General features: G+C 64.6%; 11 protein-coding genes, 1 tRNA gene and 2 rRNA genes (1 of these 14 only partly in view). 5 read left to right on the top strand and 9 right to left on the bottom strand.

Annotation, left to right across the window (positions count from 1 at the left end):
• The first annotated feature begins 214 nt into the window (after nt 1–214).
• Genes ACOEQ2_RS10290 through ACOEQ2_RS10280 form a run of 3 tightly spaced genes read left to right on the top strand, consistent with a single transcriptional unit; the run spans nt 215 to nt 3375 of the window.
• Nucleotides 215–718: a winged helix-turn-helix transcriptional regulator gene (locus ACOEQ2_RS10290; protein WP_419727887.1), complete on the top strand. Its 504-nt coding sequence runs from the start codon at nt 215–217 to the stop codon at nt 716–718.
• Nucleotides 715–1836 carry an HlyD family secretion protein gene (locus ACOEQ2_RS10285; protein ID WP_419727886.1) on the top strand — a complete coding sequence of 374 codons (1122 nt, stop codon included), beginning with the start codon at nt 715–717 and terminating at the stop codon, nt 1834–1836. The genes ACOEQ2_RS10290 and ACOEQ2_RS10285 overlap by 4 nt, the downstream gene beginning before the upstream one ends.
• A gap of 3 nt (nt 1837–1839) precedes the next feature.
• A complete protein-coding gene (locus tag ACOEQ2_RS10280) occupies nt 1840–3375 on the top strand; it encodes a DHA2 family efflux MFS transporter permease subunit (RefSeq protein ID WP_419727885.1) in 1536 nt (511 codons plus the stop codon).
• Nucleotides 3376–3409: 34 nt separating this feature from the next.
• On the opposite strand, the gene ACOEQ2_RS10275 is transcribed toward ACOEQ2_RS10280, so the two are convergent.
• From ACOEQ2_RS10275 to ACOEQ2_RS10250, 6 genes are read right to left on the bottom strand one after another with little or no spacing between them, the layout of a single operon-like run.
• A complete protein-coding gene (locus ACOEQ2_RS10275) occupies nt 3410–4210 on the bottom strand; it encodes a c-type cytochrome (protein WP_419727884.1) in 801 nt (266 codons plus the stop codon).
• A 24-nt stretch (nt 4211–4234) separates the two neighbouring features.
• On the bottom strand, nt 4235–5857 hold the full coding sequence (locus ACOEQ2_RS10270) for a cbb3-type cytochrome c oxidase subunit I (RefSeq protein WP_419727883.1): 1623 nt from the start codon (nt 5855–5857) through the stop codon (nt 4235–4237).
• Nucleotides 5850–6410 carry a hypothetical protein gene (locus tag ACOEQ2_RS10265; RefSeq protein WP_419727882.1) on the bottom strand — a complete coding sequence of 187 codons (561 nt, stop codon included), beginning with the start codon at nt 6408–6410 and terminating at the stop codon, nt 5850–5852. Before ACOEQ2_RS10265 ends, ACOEQ2_RS10270 begins: the two co-directional genes overlap by 8 nt.
• Nucleotides 6407–6577: a hypothetical protein gene (locus tag ACOEQ2_RS10260; protein ID WP_419727881.1), complete on the bottom strand. Its 171-nt coding sequence runs from the start codon at nt 6575–6577 to the stop codon at nt 6407–6409. Before ACOEQ2_RS10260 ends, ACOEQ2_RS10265 begins: the two co-directional genes overlap by 4 nt.
• A 7-nt stretch (nt 6578–6584) precedes the next feature.
• Nucleotides 6585–7868: a c-type cytochrome gene (locus ACOEQ2_RS10255; protein ID WP_419727880.1), complete on the bottom strand. Its 1284-nt coding sequence runs from the start codon at nt 7866–7868 to the stop codon at nt 6585–6587.
• Nucleotides 7865–8638: a c-type cytochrome gene (locus tag ACOEQ2_RS10250; protein ID WP_419727879.1), complete on the bottom strand. Its 774-nt coding sequence runs from the start codon at nt 8636–8638 to the stop codon at nt 7865–7867. Before ACOEQ2_RS10250 ends, ACOEQ2_RS10255 begins: the two co-directional genes overlap by 4 nt.
• A gap of 1119 nt (nt 8639–9757) precedes the next feature.
• Here ACOEQ2_RS10250 and ACOEQ2_RS10245 point away from each other — a divergent pair.
• Nucleotides 9758–14329: a DUF6531 domain-containing protein gene (locus ACOEQ2_RS10245; protein WP_419727878.1), complete on the top strand. Its 4572-nt coding sequence runs from the start codon at nt 9758–9760 to the stop codon at nt 14327–14329.
• Nucleotide 14330: 1 nt separating this feature from the next.
• Nucleotides 14331–14567, top strand: a complete 237-nt coding sequence (locus ACOEQ2_RS10240; protein WP_419727877.1) for a hypothetical protein — start codon at nt 14331–14333, stop codon at nt 14565–14567.
• Between the two features lie 149 nt (nt 14568–14716).
• Here the strand turns inward: ACOEQ2_RS10240 and ACOEQ2_RS10235 are convergent.
• The 3 genes from ACOEQ2_RS10235 to ACOEQ2_RS10225 form a co-directional block, all read right to left on the bottom strand.
• A tRNA-Met gene (locus ACOEQ2_RS10235) sits at nt 14717–14793 on the bottom strand.
• Nucleotides 14794–14824: 31 nt separating this feature from the next.
• Nucleotides 14825–14940, bottom strand: a 5S ribosomal RNA gene (gene rrf / locus ACOEQ2_RS10230).
• Nucleotides 14941–15078: 138 nt separating this feature from the next.
• A 23S ribosomal RNA gene (locus ACOEQ2_RS10225) occupies nt 15079–16889 on the bottom strand; it runs 932 nt beyond the window's last position.

Raw genomic sequence — 16889 nt, 5'->3', positions numbered from 1 at the left:
CACATTATGTCCGCCCGGCCGCCGGACTGCAAACTCACTATCGTCCGAGTGAACATTTTTCCGGATGGTCGGGCGCGCTCCGCCGGGGTCACGATCGGGAATAGCGGCGCATTCGCATGCGTCTTGACCCTCTCGATGGGCCGATGCGTGTCGCTTGCATCATGATAGCTACTAGCCTAGGTTCCCTCCAGCACGGAAGCGATTGGATTGGACCATGCAGCGGACGAGCCTTGCCGATACGCAGTGTCCGATCGCGCGCAGCCTCGATCGGGTGGGCGAGTGGTGGAGCATGTTGATCCTGCGGGACGCCCTGACCGGACTCACCCGCTTCGACCAGTTCGAGAAAAGCCTTGGTATAGCCCCCAACATGCTGACACGGCGGCTGTCGGCGCTGGTGGATGCGGGCCTCCTCGAGCGGCGGCGCTACAGCGAGCGGCCGCCGCGCGACGAGTATGTGCTGACCGAACGTGGGCGCGATTTCCAGCCGGTGCTGTGGGCGATGGTCGCCTGGGGGAACCGGCACTTCGCGCCAGAGGGCGAGAGCCTGGTGCTGGTGGATCGGCTGACCGGCGCAAGGGCGGAGCCGGTGCTGGTCGACCGGGTCAGCGGCAGGGAGATGACGCAGGCGGAGTTCCGCGGCGCGCCCGGGCCGGCAGCCGGCGACCGACTGCGGCGACGCTATACCGCGGCAGATCCTGACCCTGGCGTGACACCATGAGCGGGACCGTCACCGCGCGCGTGATCGCACCGGCGCAACGCGAGGCCGGGCTGCGGCCGCGTGCGCGGACGGTCCTGAAGCGGGCGGCGATGCTAGCATCGGGGGTCGCGATCGCGGCCGGCATCGGCTGGTATGGCTACCAGTACTGGGCCAACGGTCAGTTCATCGTGTCGACGGATGATGCCTACGTGGGCGGCGACGTCACGACGATCGCGCCGCACGTCGCCGGCTTCATCAGCGATGTCGCCGTTGTCGACAACGAGCATGTGCGCGCGGGCCAGTTGCTGATGCAGCTGGATGCGAGGGACTTCCAGGCCGCGTACGACAGAGCCCAGGCAACGGTCCTCGCCCGGCGCGCGGCATTTCAGGGACTGCAGGCGGCGTCCGAGGCGCAACGGGCGACGATCCAGGATCGGGAGGCTGATCTGCGGGCAGCCGCGGCAAAGCTCGTGTTCGCACATGTCGAAGGCGCCCGGTATGCGGCGCTCGCCCTCACCCCGGCCGGATCACGTCAGGACGCGGAACGGACCCGGGCTACCGACCAGGAAGCGGCTGCCTCGGTCAGTGGTGCCGCGGCGGCGGTCGAAGCGGCGCGAGGTGAGTTGGACGTGCTGGCAGCGCGGGTGGCTGAGGCTCAGGCAATGGTCCAGGTGGCCGAGGCCGATCTCCGGACGGCCGGTCTCGATCTCGGTTACACGCAGATCCGCTCGCCGATCGACGGTTATGTCGGCAACCGGGCAGCACGCGTCGGCGCCTACGTGTCGCAGGCCAGCTACCTGCTTTCGGTCATTCCCGCACACGGGCTCTGGGTGGATGCGAACTTCAAGGAGGACCAGCTCGCGCGGATGAAGCGGGGGCAGACGGCCGACGTGATCGCGGACGTGGCGCCCGGGATCGTGTTCCACGGCCGCGTCGACAGCCTGGCGCCAGGTACCGGGGCAGTGTTCAGCGTGATCCCGCCGGAGAACGCCACCGGGAACTTCACCAAGATCGTGCAGCGTGTTCCCGTCCGAATTGCGCTCGACGTGGAGGATGCAACGCTGTCGAGGCTCCGCCCGGGCCTGTCGACGACCGTAAGCGTCGATCTGCGAACCAGTCACTTCCAGACGGGACACTGAACCGTGCAGCCGAGCGTGCTGCCGTTCGTCGTGATGTGCGCCGGCATGTTCATGGCGCTGCTCGACATCCAGATCGTGGCCTCGTCGCTGCAGGATATCGGCGGCGGCCTGTCGGCGGCGCAGGACGAGATCAGCTGGGTGCAGACCGCGTATCTCATAGCCGAGATCATCGTGATCCCGCTGTCCGGTTGGCTGACCCGGGTGTTCTCGACGCGCTGGTTGTTCACCGCCTCGGCAGCCGGTTTTACCGTGTCGAGCATGCTGTGCGGGATGGCGTGGAACATCGAGAGCATGATCGTCTTTCGCGCGTTGCAGGGGCTGCTTGGCGCGTCGATGATCCCGACCGTCTTCACCTCGTCGTTCCACTTCTTCCAGGGCACGAGGCGGGTGTACAGCGCCGCGGTGATCGGAACGATCGCCTCCGTGGCCCCGACACTGGGGCCGGTGATCGGCGGCTGGATCACCGACACCCTCGACTGGCACTGGCTGTTCTACATAAACCTGGTGCCCGGCCTTGTGGTGACGGTGCTGGTGCCGCTGCTGGTGGACATCGACAAGCCTGACCTGAAATTGCTGCGCGGTGCCGACTATCCCGGCATGGTCCTGATGGCGATCGGCCTGGCGACCCTCGAATACGTGCTCGAGGAAGGCACGCGCTGGAACTGGTTCGACGATGCCACGATCACCGATTGCGCCTGGATTTCGGGGCTGACGCTCCTGGGCTTCGTCGTGCGCAGCCTGGTGGTGGCAAATCCGGTTGTCGATCTCAGGGCATTCACGAACCGCAATTTCGCGCTGGGTTGCATCCTGTCGTTCATCACCGGGATCGGGATTTTCACGACGATCTACCTGACGCCGCTGTTTCTCGGCTACGTGCGCGGCTACAGCGCGTGGCAGACCGGAATGGCGATCTTCTCGACCGGCGCCGCATCGCTGCTTGGAACGCCGGCATTCATCCTGCTGTCGAAGCGTTTCGATCCGCGCTGGCTGATGATGGCCGGAATGGCGTGCTTCGCGCTCGCGATGTGGAGCTTTTCCTTCATCACGAGCCAGTGGAGTGCGGCGGAGCTGCTGATCCCGCAGATCCTGCGCGGGTTTCCGCAGGTGTTCGCGGTCGCGCCCAGCGTCAATCTCGGGCTGGGGAGCCTGTCGCCGGCGCGGCTCAAATATGCGAGCGGGCTGTTCAACATGATGCGTAATCTGGGAGGTGCGGTCGGCATCGCCGTGAGCGCTGCAATCCTGAACAGCCGGACCAACCTGCATTTCGACCGCATCGCGTCACATCTGACGCCGTCCAACGGTGCGATGAACCGGTTCGTCGCGGCGGCGAACTCCCGATACGGCGCGCTCCCCGCCGGCTCGGATCCGGGACATGCGGCGGCGCTTCACACGCTTTGGCAGACGGCATACCGTGAGGCGTCGACGCTCGCCTATGCGGACGCCTTCAGCGTCATCATGGTGGTGTTCGTCATCGGCACGCTGATGGTCCCGTTTCTCCGGTCGGTCGCGCCGGCGAAGGCTCCGTCTGCGGCGCATTGACGCGAGCCGACGGCGGTTGGTCGCGGATGCGGTCCTATCTGAGAGGCTGGTTCGCATAGTAGGCGGCCGCTTCCGCCATCTCGACCGGTGTCATGTCGTGGGCGACGTTGCGCATCTGCCTGCTGATGTCGTTATGGCGATCACCCGATGCGAAGGCATGCAGTTGAGCCAGCAGGTAGCGTTCGGGCTGCCCCTCGAGCCAGGCGCTGCCGGTCTTGTTGGCCAGGCCACCGTGGCAGGCGCCGCAGGGTGCGATGCCGCGCATCGGCGCGCCGCCCGACACGATGGCCGGCATCGGCCCCGAGCTGACCGGATGATACGGCGGCAGCGCCGGCAGGTATGCGTAGTAGGCAGCAAGATCACGCATCTCCGGATCGCCGAGATGCGCGACAAGCGGGCCCATGACGCTGCTGGGGCGAGCGCCCGATGCGAAGTCCCGGATCTGCTTGTAGAGCACCACGCGGTATTGTCCGGCCAGATTGGGCGAGTTCGCGTCGCTCAGCCCGCGCGCGCCATGGCATACGGTGCAGCGAAGGGCGAAGGTCGCGCCGCGGCCGATATCCTCGGCGGTCGGAGCGGCCAGCATCTGCGGCGTCATCACGACCTGCGAGGTCAGCACGGTCGGCCCGACCACCGGCTCGACCGAGGCGTAGCTGCGCACCAGCCCGGCCGCGCCGCAGATCTGCTGCCAGAGGGTTTCCCGATTGTCGCTCGACATCAACGTCGGAAACCAGACGAAGCCGGCTGCGATCGACAGGCCTGCCACGCCTGCGATGATGGCGGCGCTGACGACCGCCCAGCGGTCCCTCCCGGTCGGCGGCCGCTCGGCGCTCATGGCTGACCCTTCACGGCCGGGGGCTCAATGCTGGCCGGCACTGGCGATCGCCGGCACTTCGTTGCCGTGTCGGGCGAGCAGGTTGGCAACAGGAAAGCCGTAATTCAGCACGGTCAGCGCGATCATCAACCCGGACCAGAGGCCGAAGCCATTCAGTGCGGCCGGGACGTGGCGAGGAACGTGCACAGCCATGCTGAAGCGGTAGGTGCCGGGATCCGTCAGGCTGGTTCTCTGGGCGCGCAACAGCACGAGCAGGAACAAGGCGCCCGATACGACCAGGACGGCGCCACCGACGACCGACATGATGACCGGTAGCGCCATGCGGGCGATCGCCGGATCGGTGTAGTCGTAGAAGGCCATTCGCCGCGGCATGCCGATGATCCCGACATAGTGCCACGGCAGGGTCAGCACCATCATGCCGACGAACCAGGTCCAGAGTTGCGCACGGACCAGGGCCAGGTTGCCGAGCGCACGGCCGGTGAGATGCGGCCACACGTCATAGGCAATGGCGAAATACATGATGACGATGGCGCCGCCGAAAATCAGGTGGAAATGGCCGGTGACGAACTGGGTGTTGTGGATCGTCGCGTTGAGCTGGGAGCTCATGTTGATCAGCCCACCGGCGCCGCCGATGCCGAGCATGATGAACGAGAAGGCAGCGGCCAGCATGATCGGGTTCTGCCAGGGCAACGCGCGCAGCCAGCCCAGCGTGCCCTTGCCGCCGCGCAGTCTTCCGGCGATCTCCACCGAGGCGCAGATCGTGAAGACCGTCAGCAGCGTCGGCAGCGCCACCAGCGCGGTGAAGGTCGAGTGCAGGAACTTGAAGCCGGCGCCGACTTCCGGGTCGGCGAACAGATGATGGATCCCGATCGGCATAGACACGACCAGGAACAATGCGAAGGACAGACGGCCCATCTGGTCGCTATAAAGTCGGCCGCCGATCGCCCGCGGCACGATCGTGTAATAGGCGATGTAGGCCGGCATCAGCCAGAAATAGACGATGGCGTGCAAGGTCCAGGAAAACAACACCCGCGACAGGCCGGCATCGATCGTGCTTTTCAGGCCCAACGCCACCGGCAGGATCTGGAACAGGATCTCCATCGCGGCTCCGACGGCTGTCCAGCCCCACAACAGGGCGCCGGCGACGGTGGCGAACATGGCCAATGGCACCGGCTGGCCGGGGTTTGCGCGCTTCCAGGCGGCCAGGTTGATCGCCATCAAGGCGACCCAGATCCAGGAACCGACCACGACCAGCACGATGCCGAGGTAGAACCCCGGGTTTGCGATCATCGGCGGGTAGAACGTGTAGAGGACCGAGGCGAGGCCGAGCGAGATCGGGATGGTGGCCAGAACCGCGCCTGCTGCGACCAGAGCGAAGCCGGTCCATGCCCAGCGCCGGCCGATCAACGGCTGCTGCAGGGCTGTCTCGGACACGAAATAGCCGAAGCCCATGGCGACCAGCGTGGGCAGCACGTAGGCCATCGCGACACCGTGCTCGGTCACCGACCGGTAGTAGTGCTCCGCGTCGCCGAGCCAGGCATGCAGCGGGCTGCGGACGAACATCTGCCACTCGCCGAGCAGCAACGCCGCCCCGAATGTTGCGAAGGCAAGCCAGAAATGCGCGAGGATCAGTCGCCTGTTAACCACCACAGTCGTTTCTCCGCCGGTCGGCCGCCAACTGCATGAAGGTCGTCCGGTCGACCACGCGCACGCGGCCCCACATGCCTTCATGACCGATGCCGCAGAATTCGTGGCAGGGCATGTGGCGGTCACCCAGCCGGGTGAACCGCGTCGGCGCGCTCGAGATGTATCCCGGGACCAGCATGAGGTTGACGTTGGTGCCATCGATCAGCAGGCCATGCACCGCGTCGGCGCTGGTCGCGCGGATGTTCACGGGTACGTCGGCCGGCACGACGATACATGCGGGCGTGAAGGAGTATTGCTGCGCGATGAGGCGCACGGTCACCGAGCCATCCGGCTCGAGGCCGGTGCCGAGATTGCTCTCGATGAATTCGCCGGACACATGCAGCGTGCGTGGATCGACGAGCTCGACTTGCCGCTGCGGCATCGCGGCCTGGTGGATGCCACCGAAGGCAGCCATCACGACGAGGCTTGCAACGATCGCGACCGAAATCGCGGCCCAGCGACGTTCGACGCGGTTGGCTATCTTTTCTGCCGCACTGTCGATCGGCGGGATCATGGTGCGGCCGCCCGAGGCATGAAAACGACAAGATAGAAGATGAGCCAGATCGCGATCACGATCGCGGTCGTCGTCCCGGCCAGGACCAGCGCGCCGAGCGGGCCGGCGGCAACGATCCGCTCCACCTTGGCCTGATCGTCCTGATCGGGGGTCTCGCTGTTGATCATGGCATCATCAATCCAGCGATGCGCGGCGGAGCGCGTTGGCCTGACCGGCGGAGATGGAGGTGCCGCGGTTGCCCCACGATGCGCGAATGTAGGAGACCACGGCAGCAACTTCGTCATCCGATAGAGTCTGGGCGAACGGTGGCATTCCGTAGGGCGCGGGGTTGCCGGTGGTGCCGGGCGGGTAGCCGCCGTTCAGCACCATGCGGATCGGGTTCACCGCGGACGTCATCTGGATCGACGCATTGCCGGCGAGCGGTGGATAGTCGGGCGGCGCACCGACGCCGTCGGCGCCGTGGCAACTCGTGCAGTTGCCCTGGTAGATGTCGTGGCCCAGGTGCAGCAGCAGGCTGGTCTCGGTCGAGGACACCGACGCCGCCGGCGCACTGGACGGATGGCCCTGACCCAGACTTTTGAGATAGACGGCCATCGCGTTGATGTCGCTGTCGTCGAGATATTGCAGGCTGTCGTAAACGACCTCCGCCATCGGGCCGTAGACGGCGCCGCGCTGCGAGATCCCTGTCCGCAGCAAGTCGGCAATGTCCTGCAGGCTCCACTCGCCCAGGCCGGCTTCCTTGTTGGAGGTCAGCGAGGGCGCATACCAGTTCTGCATCGGAATGAGGCCGCCCTCGAACGCCCGGGCCGGCGAACTGCCGCCGAGCGCGTTGGTCGGCGTGTGGCACATTCCGCAATGCCCCGGTCCCTGCACGAGGTAGGCGCCGCGGTTCCAATCGGCCGTTTTAGTCGGGTCGGGAACGTAGCTGCCCGCACGGAAGAACAGGGTTCTCCAGCCCAGGATCAGGATCCGATTATCATAGGGAAATTGCAGCTCGCTGGCGCGGTCGATCGCCCTGACCGGTGGAACCGTGCGGAGATAGGCGAAGATGGCGTCGGAGTCTGCGCGCGGGAGCTTGGTGTAGGAGCCGAACGGCATCGTCGGGTAGATCAGCCCGCCGTCCGGGCTGCGGCCATCGTGCAACACGCCGTAGAACTGACCCGCGGTCCAGCCGCCGATGCCGGTCGGGTCCGGCGTGATGTTGGTCGAGTACATGGTGCCGAATGGGGTCTGCATCGGCAGGCCGCCCGCGAACGGTTTTCCGCCGGGGCCTGTGTGACAGGCAACACAATCGCCGGCGCGAGCGAGGTATGCACCCTTTGCCAGTTCCGGGTCTGACCTGAGCAGCGGTGGCGACGACCGCGCCGCGACCGGGATCTGCGTGCCGGCAAGCAGCAGCAGCGCAAGGCCAAGCCACCGACCGGCCAGCCGCGGCAGCGCCCACCGGCCCCGCGTCACTGCGGCTCGCTCCCGCACCGCGTCGGTATTTTAACGGCGTGTTGCTCCATCGGCGCAGGATCCGGTGGGATCGGCTGTGCGGCCAGCCATGCAGCGACAGCAGTGGTGTCGGCTTCGGTCAGGGCGGCGGCCACGACCTGCATACAGTCAGGCGCCGCGGCCGTACGCGTACCGTACCGCCATGCACCGAGTTGCGCACTGATGTAGCTGGCGCGCAGCCCGATCAGGCCAGGGATGGCGGGCTGCATGCCAGTGAAGCGGGCCCCGTGGCAGGCGGCACAGGCGAGAGTGCCGGCGGCCTGGTTACCCTCGGTGGCGATGGAACGGCCACGCTGAAGTGTTGCCGGGCTGATGTCGGACCGGACTTGCGGCCGCAGTACGGGATGGCGGCTCGCGTAGTAGTCGGCGACCTGATGCAGGAAAGCGTCGTTCTGATACTCGAGCAGATAGTTCATCGGCAGATAGCTGCGTCGACTGTCGCGAAAGGCGACGAGCTGATGCATTAGATACTCGGCAGGCTTTCCAGCCAGGCGCGGGAAGTCTTCATTCGTGGTCCCTTCGCCGTCGTTGCCGTGGCACGCTGCGCAGGCCTGTAATCGTGCGGCGATCGTATCTGGCGCCTCGGCGCGGCTTTGAGCTGAAGTCGAAGCCGGGATGCAGGTCAGCGCCAGGACAAAGACCGCAGCCCAGAGGCCGTAGCCTCTGCCGTTTGCGTGACGCAGCGGAGACGAAACTGGCACGGAACACGGGCTGGATGAAATCTTGGACATCAAGTTGGTCAGCTACTAGGCCAGACTGATCGGATCTGGAAAACAGTGCCCGTTGATCAGAGTGATTTCGGTGTTGAAGACGCCAGCCGAGCGGTTCGCCATGGCAATCTCCAGTGTCATACGCGGCGCAGATTGGGGAACGAGCAACGTTCAGTGTGCCGGACGTGTCATTCCGGTAGCGCACACTGTCCTCGGCAATCGCCGTTGGCGACCCTCGGAAAGTACCCATGCCGCGCTCATGATACATGCACCGTTACGGCCCGGCACGATGAAGGCACATCACGCTGCGCCCGTGGTGTGGCGCCTGACTTCATACGCGCGACCAGTGTCGGAGCGATAAAGCAAGGCGTTCGGCTTATGCCGCGGGCAGGCGTTCGACGTGCTGGCATATCCCGGGACGATCACTGGCGTCTCGTCGGGCGCGGATGATTATTCGTCCCAGCTGCCGTCGTGGTCCCGCTGGCTAGCGGTATCAGCGAGATGCGCCGCGGCATGGTTGGCTGGGGGACTTTGGGTCCCGCAGGCGCTGGAGCGTGATCCCCGTGCCCGCGATCTCGACGGGTGTTCCGTCGGCACGACCGGCTTGGCATGTCGTGCCATGGAATGCGGCCGGATCGCGAGTAGGGAACATTGTGTGACGCTCACGCCGGGCGCAAAATTGCCCGACGCGCTCCGTGTCGGGGCTGTCGGGCGAGCTGCGGTTGAGCCTGGTGGCCCGGCGCGTCTGCGTGATCGACGATGCGTGTTGATTACGGGGACGCATAACCACGAACGATTGATGCTCCCGTCCATACCTGCTGAAGCCCTCAAGTAACCAGCTTGAGCCGAAGCAGCTGGTTAAGAGTTTGAGCGTGTTGATCGGATCAAGCGGTCTTGACTTGCCTGAATTAGAGTGAGGCAGGCACGCCGGGCGCGACGAGCCGGAACCCGGGTCCAACGGTGACCAAAGCGCGGACCCGATCATAAGCCGCGTCAGGACGGCAGAAACTCCGCCAGTGTCGCGGGCAGAAGCCGCTGGGCAACACGCAGAGGATGTGCTGCTCTCAGCTCCAGAGCCTGGGCAGCAGCCTCGGTCGAGAGGCCAGAGGACGAGATTCGCTTGCGCGGAATGACGCCCGCATGAAAGCTCCGCCCGCGCAGGTGCTGGAACTCAGGGCGGGAGACGTCACCGTCTTCCTGGGCCCGTTATCGGCGCACGGGATGGGCGAGCTTGGAACGCTCGGGGTCCTGGACAAGCCGACCGAGACCAGCAACGACCGCCTGGCGATCAGGGCGATCGAGAGCCTGAAAAGCGACAGCTGGCAGATCGAGAAGCTGCAGAGCTGGATGGCACGGCCGGACATCGCGGTCGGCGCCAGCATCACGGTCCGGACGTCGGCACATCACGACGCCCACCACGTCGTCGAGACACTGCGCCACCACCTGCGGACGCACCGCCTGCGCGCGATCGTGGTCAGGAACCATGACCGGCATGCCGTGTCGTCGTCACCAAAGCGCGGCGGAGCGGCGCCGGTGGCCGTGGCCGCCGCTCCGGCCGGTGGATCACAGCATGCGCTCGCAACGCCGAGCGGCTCGGCACCAGGGTCCTCCGGCAGTGGCGTGCAGGCGCATGGCGGGCCGGTCAGCATCGCCGGCTGGTCGACCGGGCAGCGCCTGCAGACGCTGCTCGAGGATGCGCTGCCGCTGCTGGGCAAGGAGCTGCAGGCGCACATCCGGGCGATGCTGACCGGCCCAGCGCTGGCCCAGACGATCGCGGTCATGGGCGTGATGGCCGGGGTGCAGGCGATCCCGGTGATAGGCGAGGCGCTGGACGCCGTGTTCGTCGGCTATGCGGTCGCCTATGCCGGGTGGGACGGGCTGCGGGCGATCGTCAGGCTGACCAAGGCCGTGCGGACAGCGGTGTATGCCGACAGCGCAGCCGAGATCGCCGCCGCTGCACCCGAGGCCGCCAAGGCAATCATCGCCCTGGGCAGCGACTTCTTCGATATGGCGCTGCTGCGCGCGGCCAAGCGGAACACCAGCGGCGGCGGCGCGGCAGCTGGCGGTGCCGCAGAGGACGAGGCCGCCGCGTCCGGCGTCAACGCCGATCGAGGCAAGGGCGTCGGCGGGTCTGGGAAGTCAGGCGGAGGGAGCTCGACAACCGGACAGGGATCGACTCAACCCGGCGGCCACACGAGCGAGAACACCGCCACCTCGGAGAGCGTGGGCCATCCGGTCAATCCGGCGACCGGGGTGGTGTTCACCGAGCAGACCGACTTCACCCTCCCGGGCCCGCTGCCGCTTGCGTTCAAGCGGATCTGGATGTCGTCCTCGACCATCACCGGTGAGCTGGGCCATGGCTGGCACCACAGCCTGGATATGGCCTTGATGCCGCGCGCCGACGGTCGTCAGACGCTGCGGCTCGGCGACGGCCGCCTGCTGGTGTTGGACACGCCCTCACCCGGCAGGCCCAGCTTCGACCCCCTCGAGCGCATTCAGCTCTGCGACGTGGACGGCGACGTCGCTGCCGTCGATTACAGCGGCATCCGCTTCCGGTTCGGCCCGTCCGTCGGTTTCGTGCCCGGCATCCCGGCGATCCGGCACCTGGTGTCGATCGCCGACTCGAACGGCAACGAGATCGCTCTGACCCGCGACCGGTCCGGCCGCTTGAACGGCATCCGCGACAGCGCCGGGCGGGAGTTGCAGGTGCGGCATGACGCGCTCGGCCGAATCATCTGCATCGATGCGCCGCATCCGGACGGCGACGGCCTGCTGACCCTGACTGCCTTCGAGTATGACCGCGCGGGCGACCTGACCGCCTCGACCGATGCTGTCGACGGCCGCTTCCGCTATCTCTACGAGCGCCACCTGTTGGTCGAGGAGCGCCGTCCGGCCGGGCTCACCTTCCATTTCCGCTGGGACAACACCGCCCGGCGCACGGCCGCGCGTTGCATCGCCACCTGGGGCAGCGCAACCCTACAGGGGCTGTCGCTCTACGACCGCACGCTCAGCTATGACGACGCCGCCCGCCGCACCACGGTGCGCAGTCCGCGCGGTGCCGTCTGGCATTATGAGTGGAACGCCGAGGGCCGCGTGGTTGCGGTTGTCGACGCGCTGGGCCGCCGCGAGACCCGTCGCCTGTCGCCGGAGAACCTGCTGTTGGGCGTGGTCCGCGCGGATGGTGCCACACGGAGCCGCTCTTATGACCGCTTCGGCCGGGTGGTCGAGACCCGCGATTTCGACGGTGCGCGTCGCGTGCTGCGATATGCGGAGCCAGCGTCGGACGGGCTGGTCACTGCCCTGCCGCTCGAGATCACCACGCCGACAGGGGCCAGCGAGCAGTTCGTCTGGGACGACCGGCTGAACCTTGCCGTGCATACCGATGCAGCAGGACGCGCGCGTCGGTTCCTGCGTGACCCGCGCGGCCTGACACTTGCGGTCCAGGACGCGATCGGGCCGCTGCGTCGCTTTGGCTGGACCGAGCGCGGCGAGCTGGCATGGGATGCTGCCGGCGATGGAGTTCGGCGCACCCAGTTTACCTACGACCCGCTCGGCCGCATGAGCGAGAGCCGCCGGGCCGGAGAAGCACCAACCCGTTATGTTCGTGACGCGGCCGGACGGTTGGCGGAAATCCGGCGCTCCGATGGCGGCATCATCCGGCTGACCCACGACCCGGAAGGTCATGTCACCAGCCACCAGGCCGCTACTGGCGCGATCACACGCTGGAGCTATGACGGCTTGCCCTTCCCGATCCAGCGGCTGAACCCGGATGGTAGCAGTCTGGGCTACCGCTATGACGCCGACCTCAACCTGGTCGGGCTGACCAACCAGAAGGGCGAGCGTTACACGCTGGCCTACGACCTGGCGGACCAGCTGGTCGAGGAAATCGGCTTCGACGGCCGCCGTCGCAGCTACCGCTATGACGCGGCTGGTTTCCTTGTGGCGCATGACGACGCCGAAGCCCGCGGCGCATCCTACGCACGCGACGGGCTCGGCCGATTGCTGGAGCGCAGGCACAGCGACGGCCTGACCGACCATTATGCCTACGATGTAGCAGGTAGGTTGATCCGCGCGGCCAACGACTGGGGCGAGATTGGCTTCGCCTACGGGCCGGATGGCGCGCTGCGTGAGGAGACCAGCCCGGTTGGCACGATCCGCCATCGCCAGGACGCCCGCGGCCGCCGCGTCGCCACGACACTGCCCGACGGGCGGGAGATCGAGACCGCCTACGACACGCAGGACAATGTCGTCCGCATCGACTTCGACGGCCGTCTGGTGGCGTCGTTTGGACGGGATGCGTTGGGCCGCGAGACGGAGCGCCGCGCCGGCGCCCTGACCACCGTGTCCGAATACGACCCGCAAGGCCGCCTCACCCGGCAGACCTCTCGCAGCGCCAACGTCCAGCCGCTGATCGAGCGCCAGTATCGCTGGGACAACGCCGACCGGCTGATCGAGACGCTGGACCTCGCAAGCGGCGTGCGGCGCTACCAGTATGATGCCAATGAGCGCCTGGTCGGCGTCGAAGGTGACCTGCCCGAACGCTTCGTCATCGATCCGGCCGGCAACATCCTGGGCGCCAGCAGCGACACGGGTGCCGGCACCCCGGGTGGGGCCACCGGCGACCGCCTGCTGCTACGCGGCGATCGCAAGTTCGAGTATGACGGCTGCGGCAACCGCGTGCGCGAGGTCCGCGGTGCCGGCGGCAACGTCGAGCGGCTGTATCGCTACCGCGCCGACAACCAACTCCTGGAGGTTGAGGAACTCAGTCGCCTCGGGCGCCGCATTACCTCGTTCATCTACGACGCGCTGGGACGGCGCACGACCAAGCAGAGCGTCTTGTGGGGCCCGGTGCCGGCCAACGAGGGCCGGGCCTCAACTGTAAGCGAGACACGCACTGAATTCGTATGGTTGGGCAACCTGCTGTTCGCAGAAAGCAGTACGGCGGCCGACCCGCTGGCGAAGGTTTATCTCCACGAACCGAACGGCTTCCGCCCGCTCGCACAGATCTGCCGAACAAGCTCGGTCAGTTCCGGCACGCTCTTCCACTATCAGCTCGACCACCTAGGTACGCCACAGGAGATCACCAATGACGACGGCCGCCTGGTCTGGCGGAGCGGTTTCACCGCCTGGGGCTCCGTCACTCAAACAATTATCGAGGAGATCGCCCAACCGGTTCGGTTCCAGGGCCAATACCTCGATGCCGAGACTGGGCTGCACTATAACCGGTTTCGCTACTACGCACCGGATGAGGGCTGCTATGTCCAGCAGGATCCGATCAGGCTGGGAGGCGGCACAAATCTCGCTTCCTACGTGCCAAGCCCAACACACTGGATCGACCCATTCGGGACTTGTGATTTCGTTGACACTCCGTACGGGCCGGCTGTCCAGGATAACAGTCCCGAAGCCCTGTCGGCTCGAGCTCAGGTTGCGAATGGTGCAACACTTTATAGAACAGGCACCATGGGGACGAGTCAGGCTGGAGAAGCGCAGTTCTGGGCGCTGGAAAGTCCGTCGTCACCAGGTTACGCTGCAAAGTATGGCATTCCTCCGGAGAATGTCTCCAACGCGAATTTCGTTGAAACCGGAACCTTGAATTCAGGATCAGATTTCATCACGCGTGTGGCACCTCCGGTGGGGACAAATCCAGGGGGTGGTATTGAGGTGGTCACTCCCCCGAACGCCGTCACACTCAATTATTTCGGGACAAGATAGCATGGCGATTGATTATTACGAGGAAGCAAGAGAGATATCCGGATCCATCCACGAGATCGGACTTAACGAAGAAGGAAAGACGCTAGACGATGCATTGAAGTGTGGGTCCACAAGTACCGAAATTCTTATGGCGTTGAGATATCACCTTCAAAGGATTGTCGGCGATACCAGGCTTCCCGAAGAGCTAAGAGGCAGATGTACCGCCCTTATCGAAGATATCAACTCCGTTCTGAGCTGACTATTACGTGGACCGATGGAACTATGCTGTAAGAGAACATGCGTACCGCAGGATCCCGCCGTCTTGAACACGAAACTCACGCGAATTCCCGCCCTGGTTCGGGCAAGGATCCGGATGGTGACGTTGTCGATCTAGCGACGCTGGATCACTGGTTGCGGGGACAGGATTTGAACCTGTGACCTTCAGGTTATGAGCCTGACGAGCTACCGGGCTGCTCCACCCCGCGTGGGTGATGGTGTTGTGTGGTGTGTTGGAAGACCTGGCGGCGACCGACTTTCCCGCGTCTTAAGACGCAGTATCATAGGCGCTGGGGGTTTTCACGGCCGAGTTCGGGATGGGATCGGGTGGATCATTCCCCGCCATGGCCACCAGGTCGTCCAGCACACCCGGGTGAGCCGGTGTGTAGGACGTGTGGGGTTGGTGCGTGCGTTTGTATGTGTGTGTGGTGTCGTTGTGGTGTTGTGGATGATTTCTATGCATGTGGTTTTGGCTCGTTTGACGGAGCCGGATGTGGTTTGAGCCTATTGGGCGATTAGGACCAGTTAGCTGAGCGCATTACTGCGCGTATACATCTGGCCTATCAACGTGATGGTCTATCACGGCCCTCGGGGAGACCTGGTTTTGAGGTAAGTTTCTCGCTTAGATGCTTTCAGCGATTATCTCGTCCGCACGTAGCTACCCGGCCATGCCGCTGGCGCGACAACCGGTGCACCAGAGGTGCGTCCATCCCGGTCCTCTCGTACTAGGGACAGCTCCTCTCAAGTCTCCAACACCCACGGCAGATAGGGACCGAACTGTCTCACGACGTTCTAAACCCAGCTCACGTACCACTTTAATCGGCGAACAGCCGAACCCTTGGGACCTGCTCCAGCCCCAGGATGTGATGAGCCGACATCGAGGTGCCAAACCTCCCCGTCGATGTGGACTCTTGGGGGAGATCAGCCTGTTATCCCTAGAGTACCTTTTATCCGTTGAGCGATGGCCCTTCCACGCGGGACCACCGGATCACTATGGCCGACTTTCGTCTCTGCTCGAACTGTCGCTCTCGCAGTCAGGCGGGCTTATGCCATTGCACTCAGCAGCCGATGTCCGACCGGCCTGAGCCCACCATCGCGCGCCTCCGTTACACTTTGGGAGGCGACCGCCCCAGTCAAACTGCCCACCATGCAGGGTCCCGGACCGGGCTGACCGGTCGCGGTTAGACATCAGAAAAATTCAGGGTGGTATTTCAAGGATGGCTCCACCTGAGCTGGCGCCCCGGCTTCAAAGCCTCCCACCTATCCTACACAGCATTTTCCTGATGCCACTGCAAAGCTACAGTAAAGGTTCATAGGGTCTTTCCGTCTGACCGCGGGTACCCCGCATCTTCACGGGGAATTCAATTTCGCTGAGCCGATGCTGGAGACAGCGGGGAAGTCGTTACGCCATTCGTGCAGGTCGGAACTTACCCGACAAGGAATTTCGCTACCTTAGGACCGTTATAGTTACGGCCGCCGTTTACCGGGGCTTCAATTCAGTGCTTGCACACCTCCTCTTAACCTTCCGGCACCGGGCAGGCGTCAGACCCTATACGTCGTCTCTCGACTTCGCAGAGCCCTGTGTTTTTACTAAACAGTCGCTACCCCCTGGTCTGTGCCACCCACACATGGTTGCCCACCTATGGGTCTCGCTTATCCCGAAGTTACGCGAGCAATTTGCCTAGTTCCTTCAGCATCGTTCTCTCAAGCGCCTTGGTATACTCTACCAGTCCACCTGTGTCGGTTTAGGGTACGGTCTATACGCCAGAGCTATTTCCCGGAATGCTCAAAAAGCCCATCCAATCCGATAAGGACAGACAACATCTCGCATTCGTCACTTCTGGCAGGCTGGGGAATATTCACCCCATTCCCATCGACTACGGCTTTCGCCCTCGCCTTAGGAGCCGGCTCACCCTGCGCGGATTAACCTTGCGCAGGAACCCTTGGACTTTCGGCGACAGTGTTTCTCGCACTGTTTGTCGCTACTCATGTCAGCATTCGCACTTCCGATACCTCCAGGAGACATCACCATCTCCCTTCACAGGCCTACGGAACGCTCCGCTACCGCGCATACATCAAAGTATGCACCCACAGCTTCGGCACGTGGCTTGAGCCCCGTTACATCTTCGGCGCAGAGTTTCTATTAGACCAGTGAGCTATTACGCTTTCTTTAAAGGATGGCTGCTTCTAAGCCAACCTCCTGGTTGTTTTGGAATCTCCACATCCTTTCCCACTTAGCCACGATTTGGGGGCCTTAGCTGGTGGTCTGGGCTGTTTCCCTCTCGACGATGGACCTTAGCACCCA

Source organism: Lichenicola sp., from assembly GCF_965198575.1.
Classification (GTDB): Bacteria; Pseudomonadota; Alphaproteobacteria; order Acetobacterales; family Acetobacteraceae; genus Lichenicola.
This window is presented reverse-complemented; position numbering and strand designations above follow the sequence as displayed.

What these genes read in the sequence shown, in the direction of transcription:
- ACOEQ2_RS10290 (WP_419727887.1), top strand. Translation starts at nt 215, where the DNA reads ATGCAGCGGACGAGCCTTGCCGATACGCAGTGTCCGATCGCGCGCAGC.
- ACOEQ2_RS10285 (WP_419727886.1), top strand. Translation starts at nt 715, where the DNA reads ATGAGCGGGACCGTCACCGCGCGCGTGATCGCACCGGCGCAACGCGAG.
- ACOEQ2_RS10275 (WP_419727884.1), bottom strand. Translation starts at nt 4,210, where the DNA reads ATGAGCGCCGAGCGGCCGCCGACCGGGAGGGACCGCTGGGCGGTCGTC.
- ACOEQ2_RS10265 (WP_419727882.1), bottom strand. Translation starts at nt 6,410, where the DNA reads ATGATCCCGCCGATCGACAGTGCGGCAGAAAAGATAGCCAACCGCGTC.
- ACOEQ2_RS10250 (WP_419727879.1), bottom strand. Translation starts at nt 8,638, where the DNA reads ATGTCCAAGATTTCATCCAGCCCGTGTTCCGTGCCAGTTTCGTCTCCG.
- ACOEQ2_RS10260 (WP_419727881.1), bottom strand. Translation starts at nt 6,577, where the DNA reads ATGATCAACAGCGAGACCCCCGATCAGGACGATCAGGCCAAGGTGGAG.
- ACOEQ2_RS10245 (WP_419727878.1), top strand. Translation starts at nt 9,758, where the DNA reads ATGAAAGCTCCGCCCGCGCAGGTGCTGGAACTCAGGGCGGGAGACGTC.
- ACOEQ2_RS10240 (WP_419727877.1), top strand. Translation starts at nt 14,331, where the DNA reads ATGGCGATTGATTATTACGAGGAAGCAAGAGAGATATCCGGATCCATC.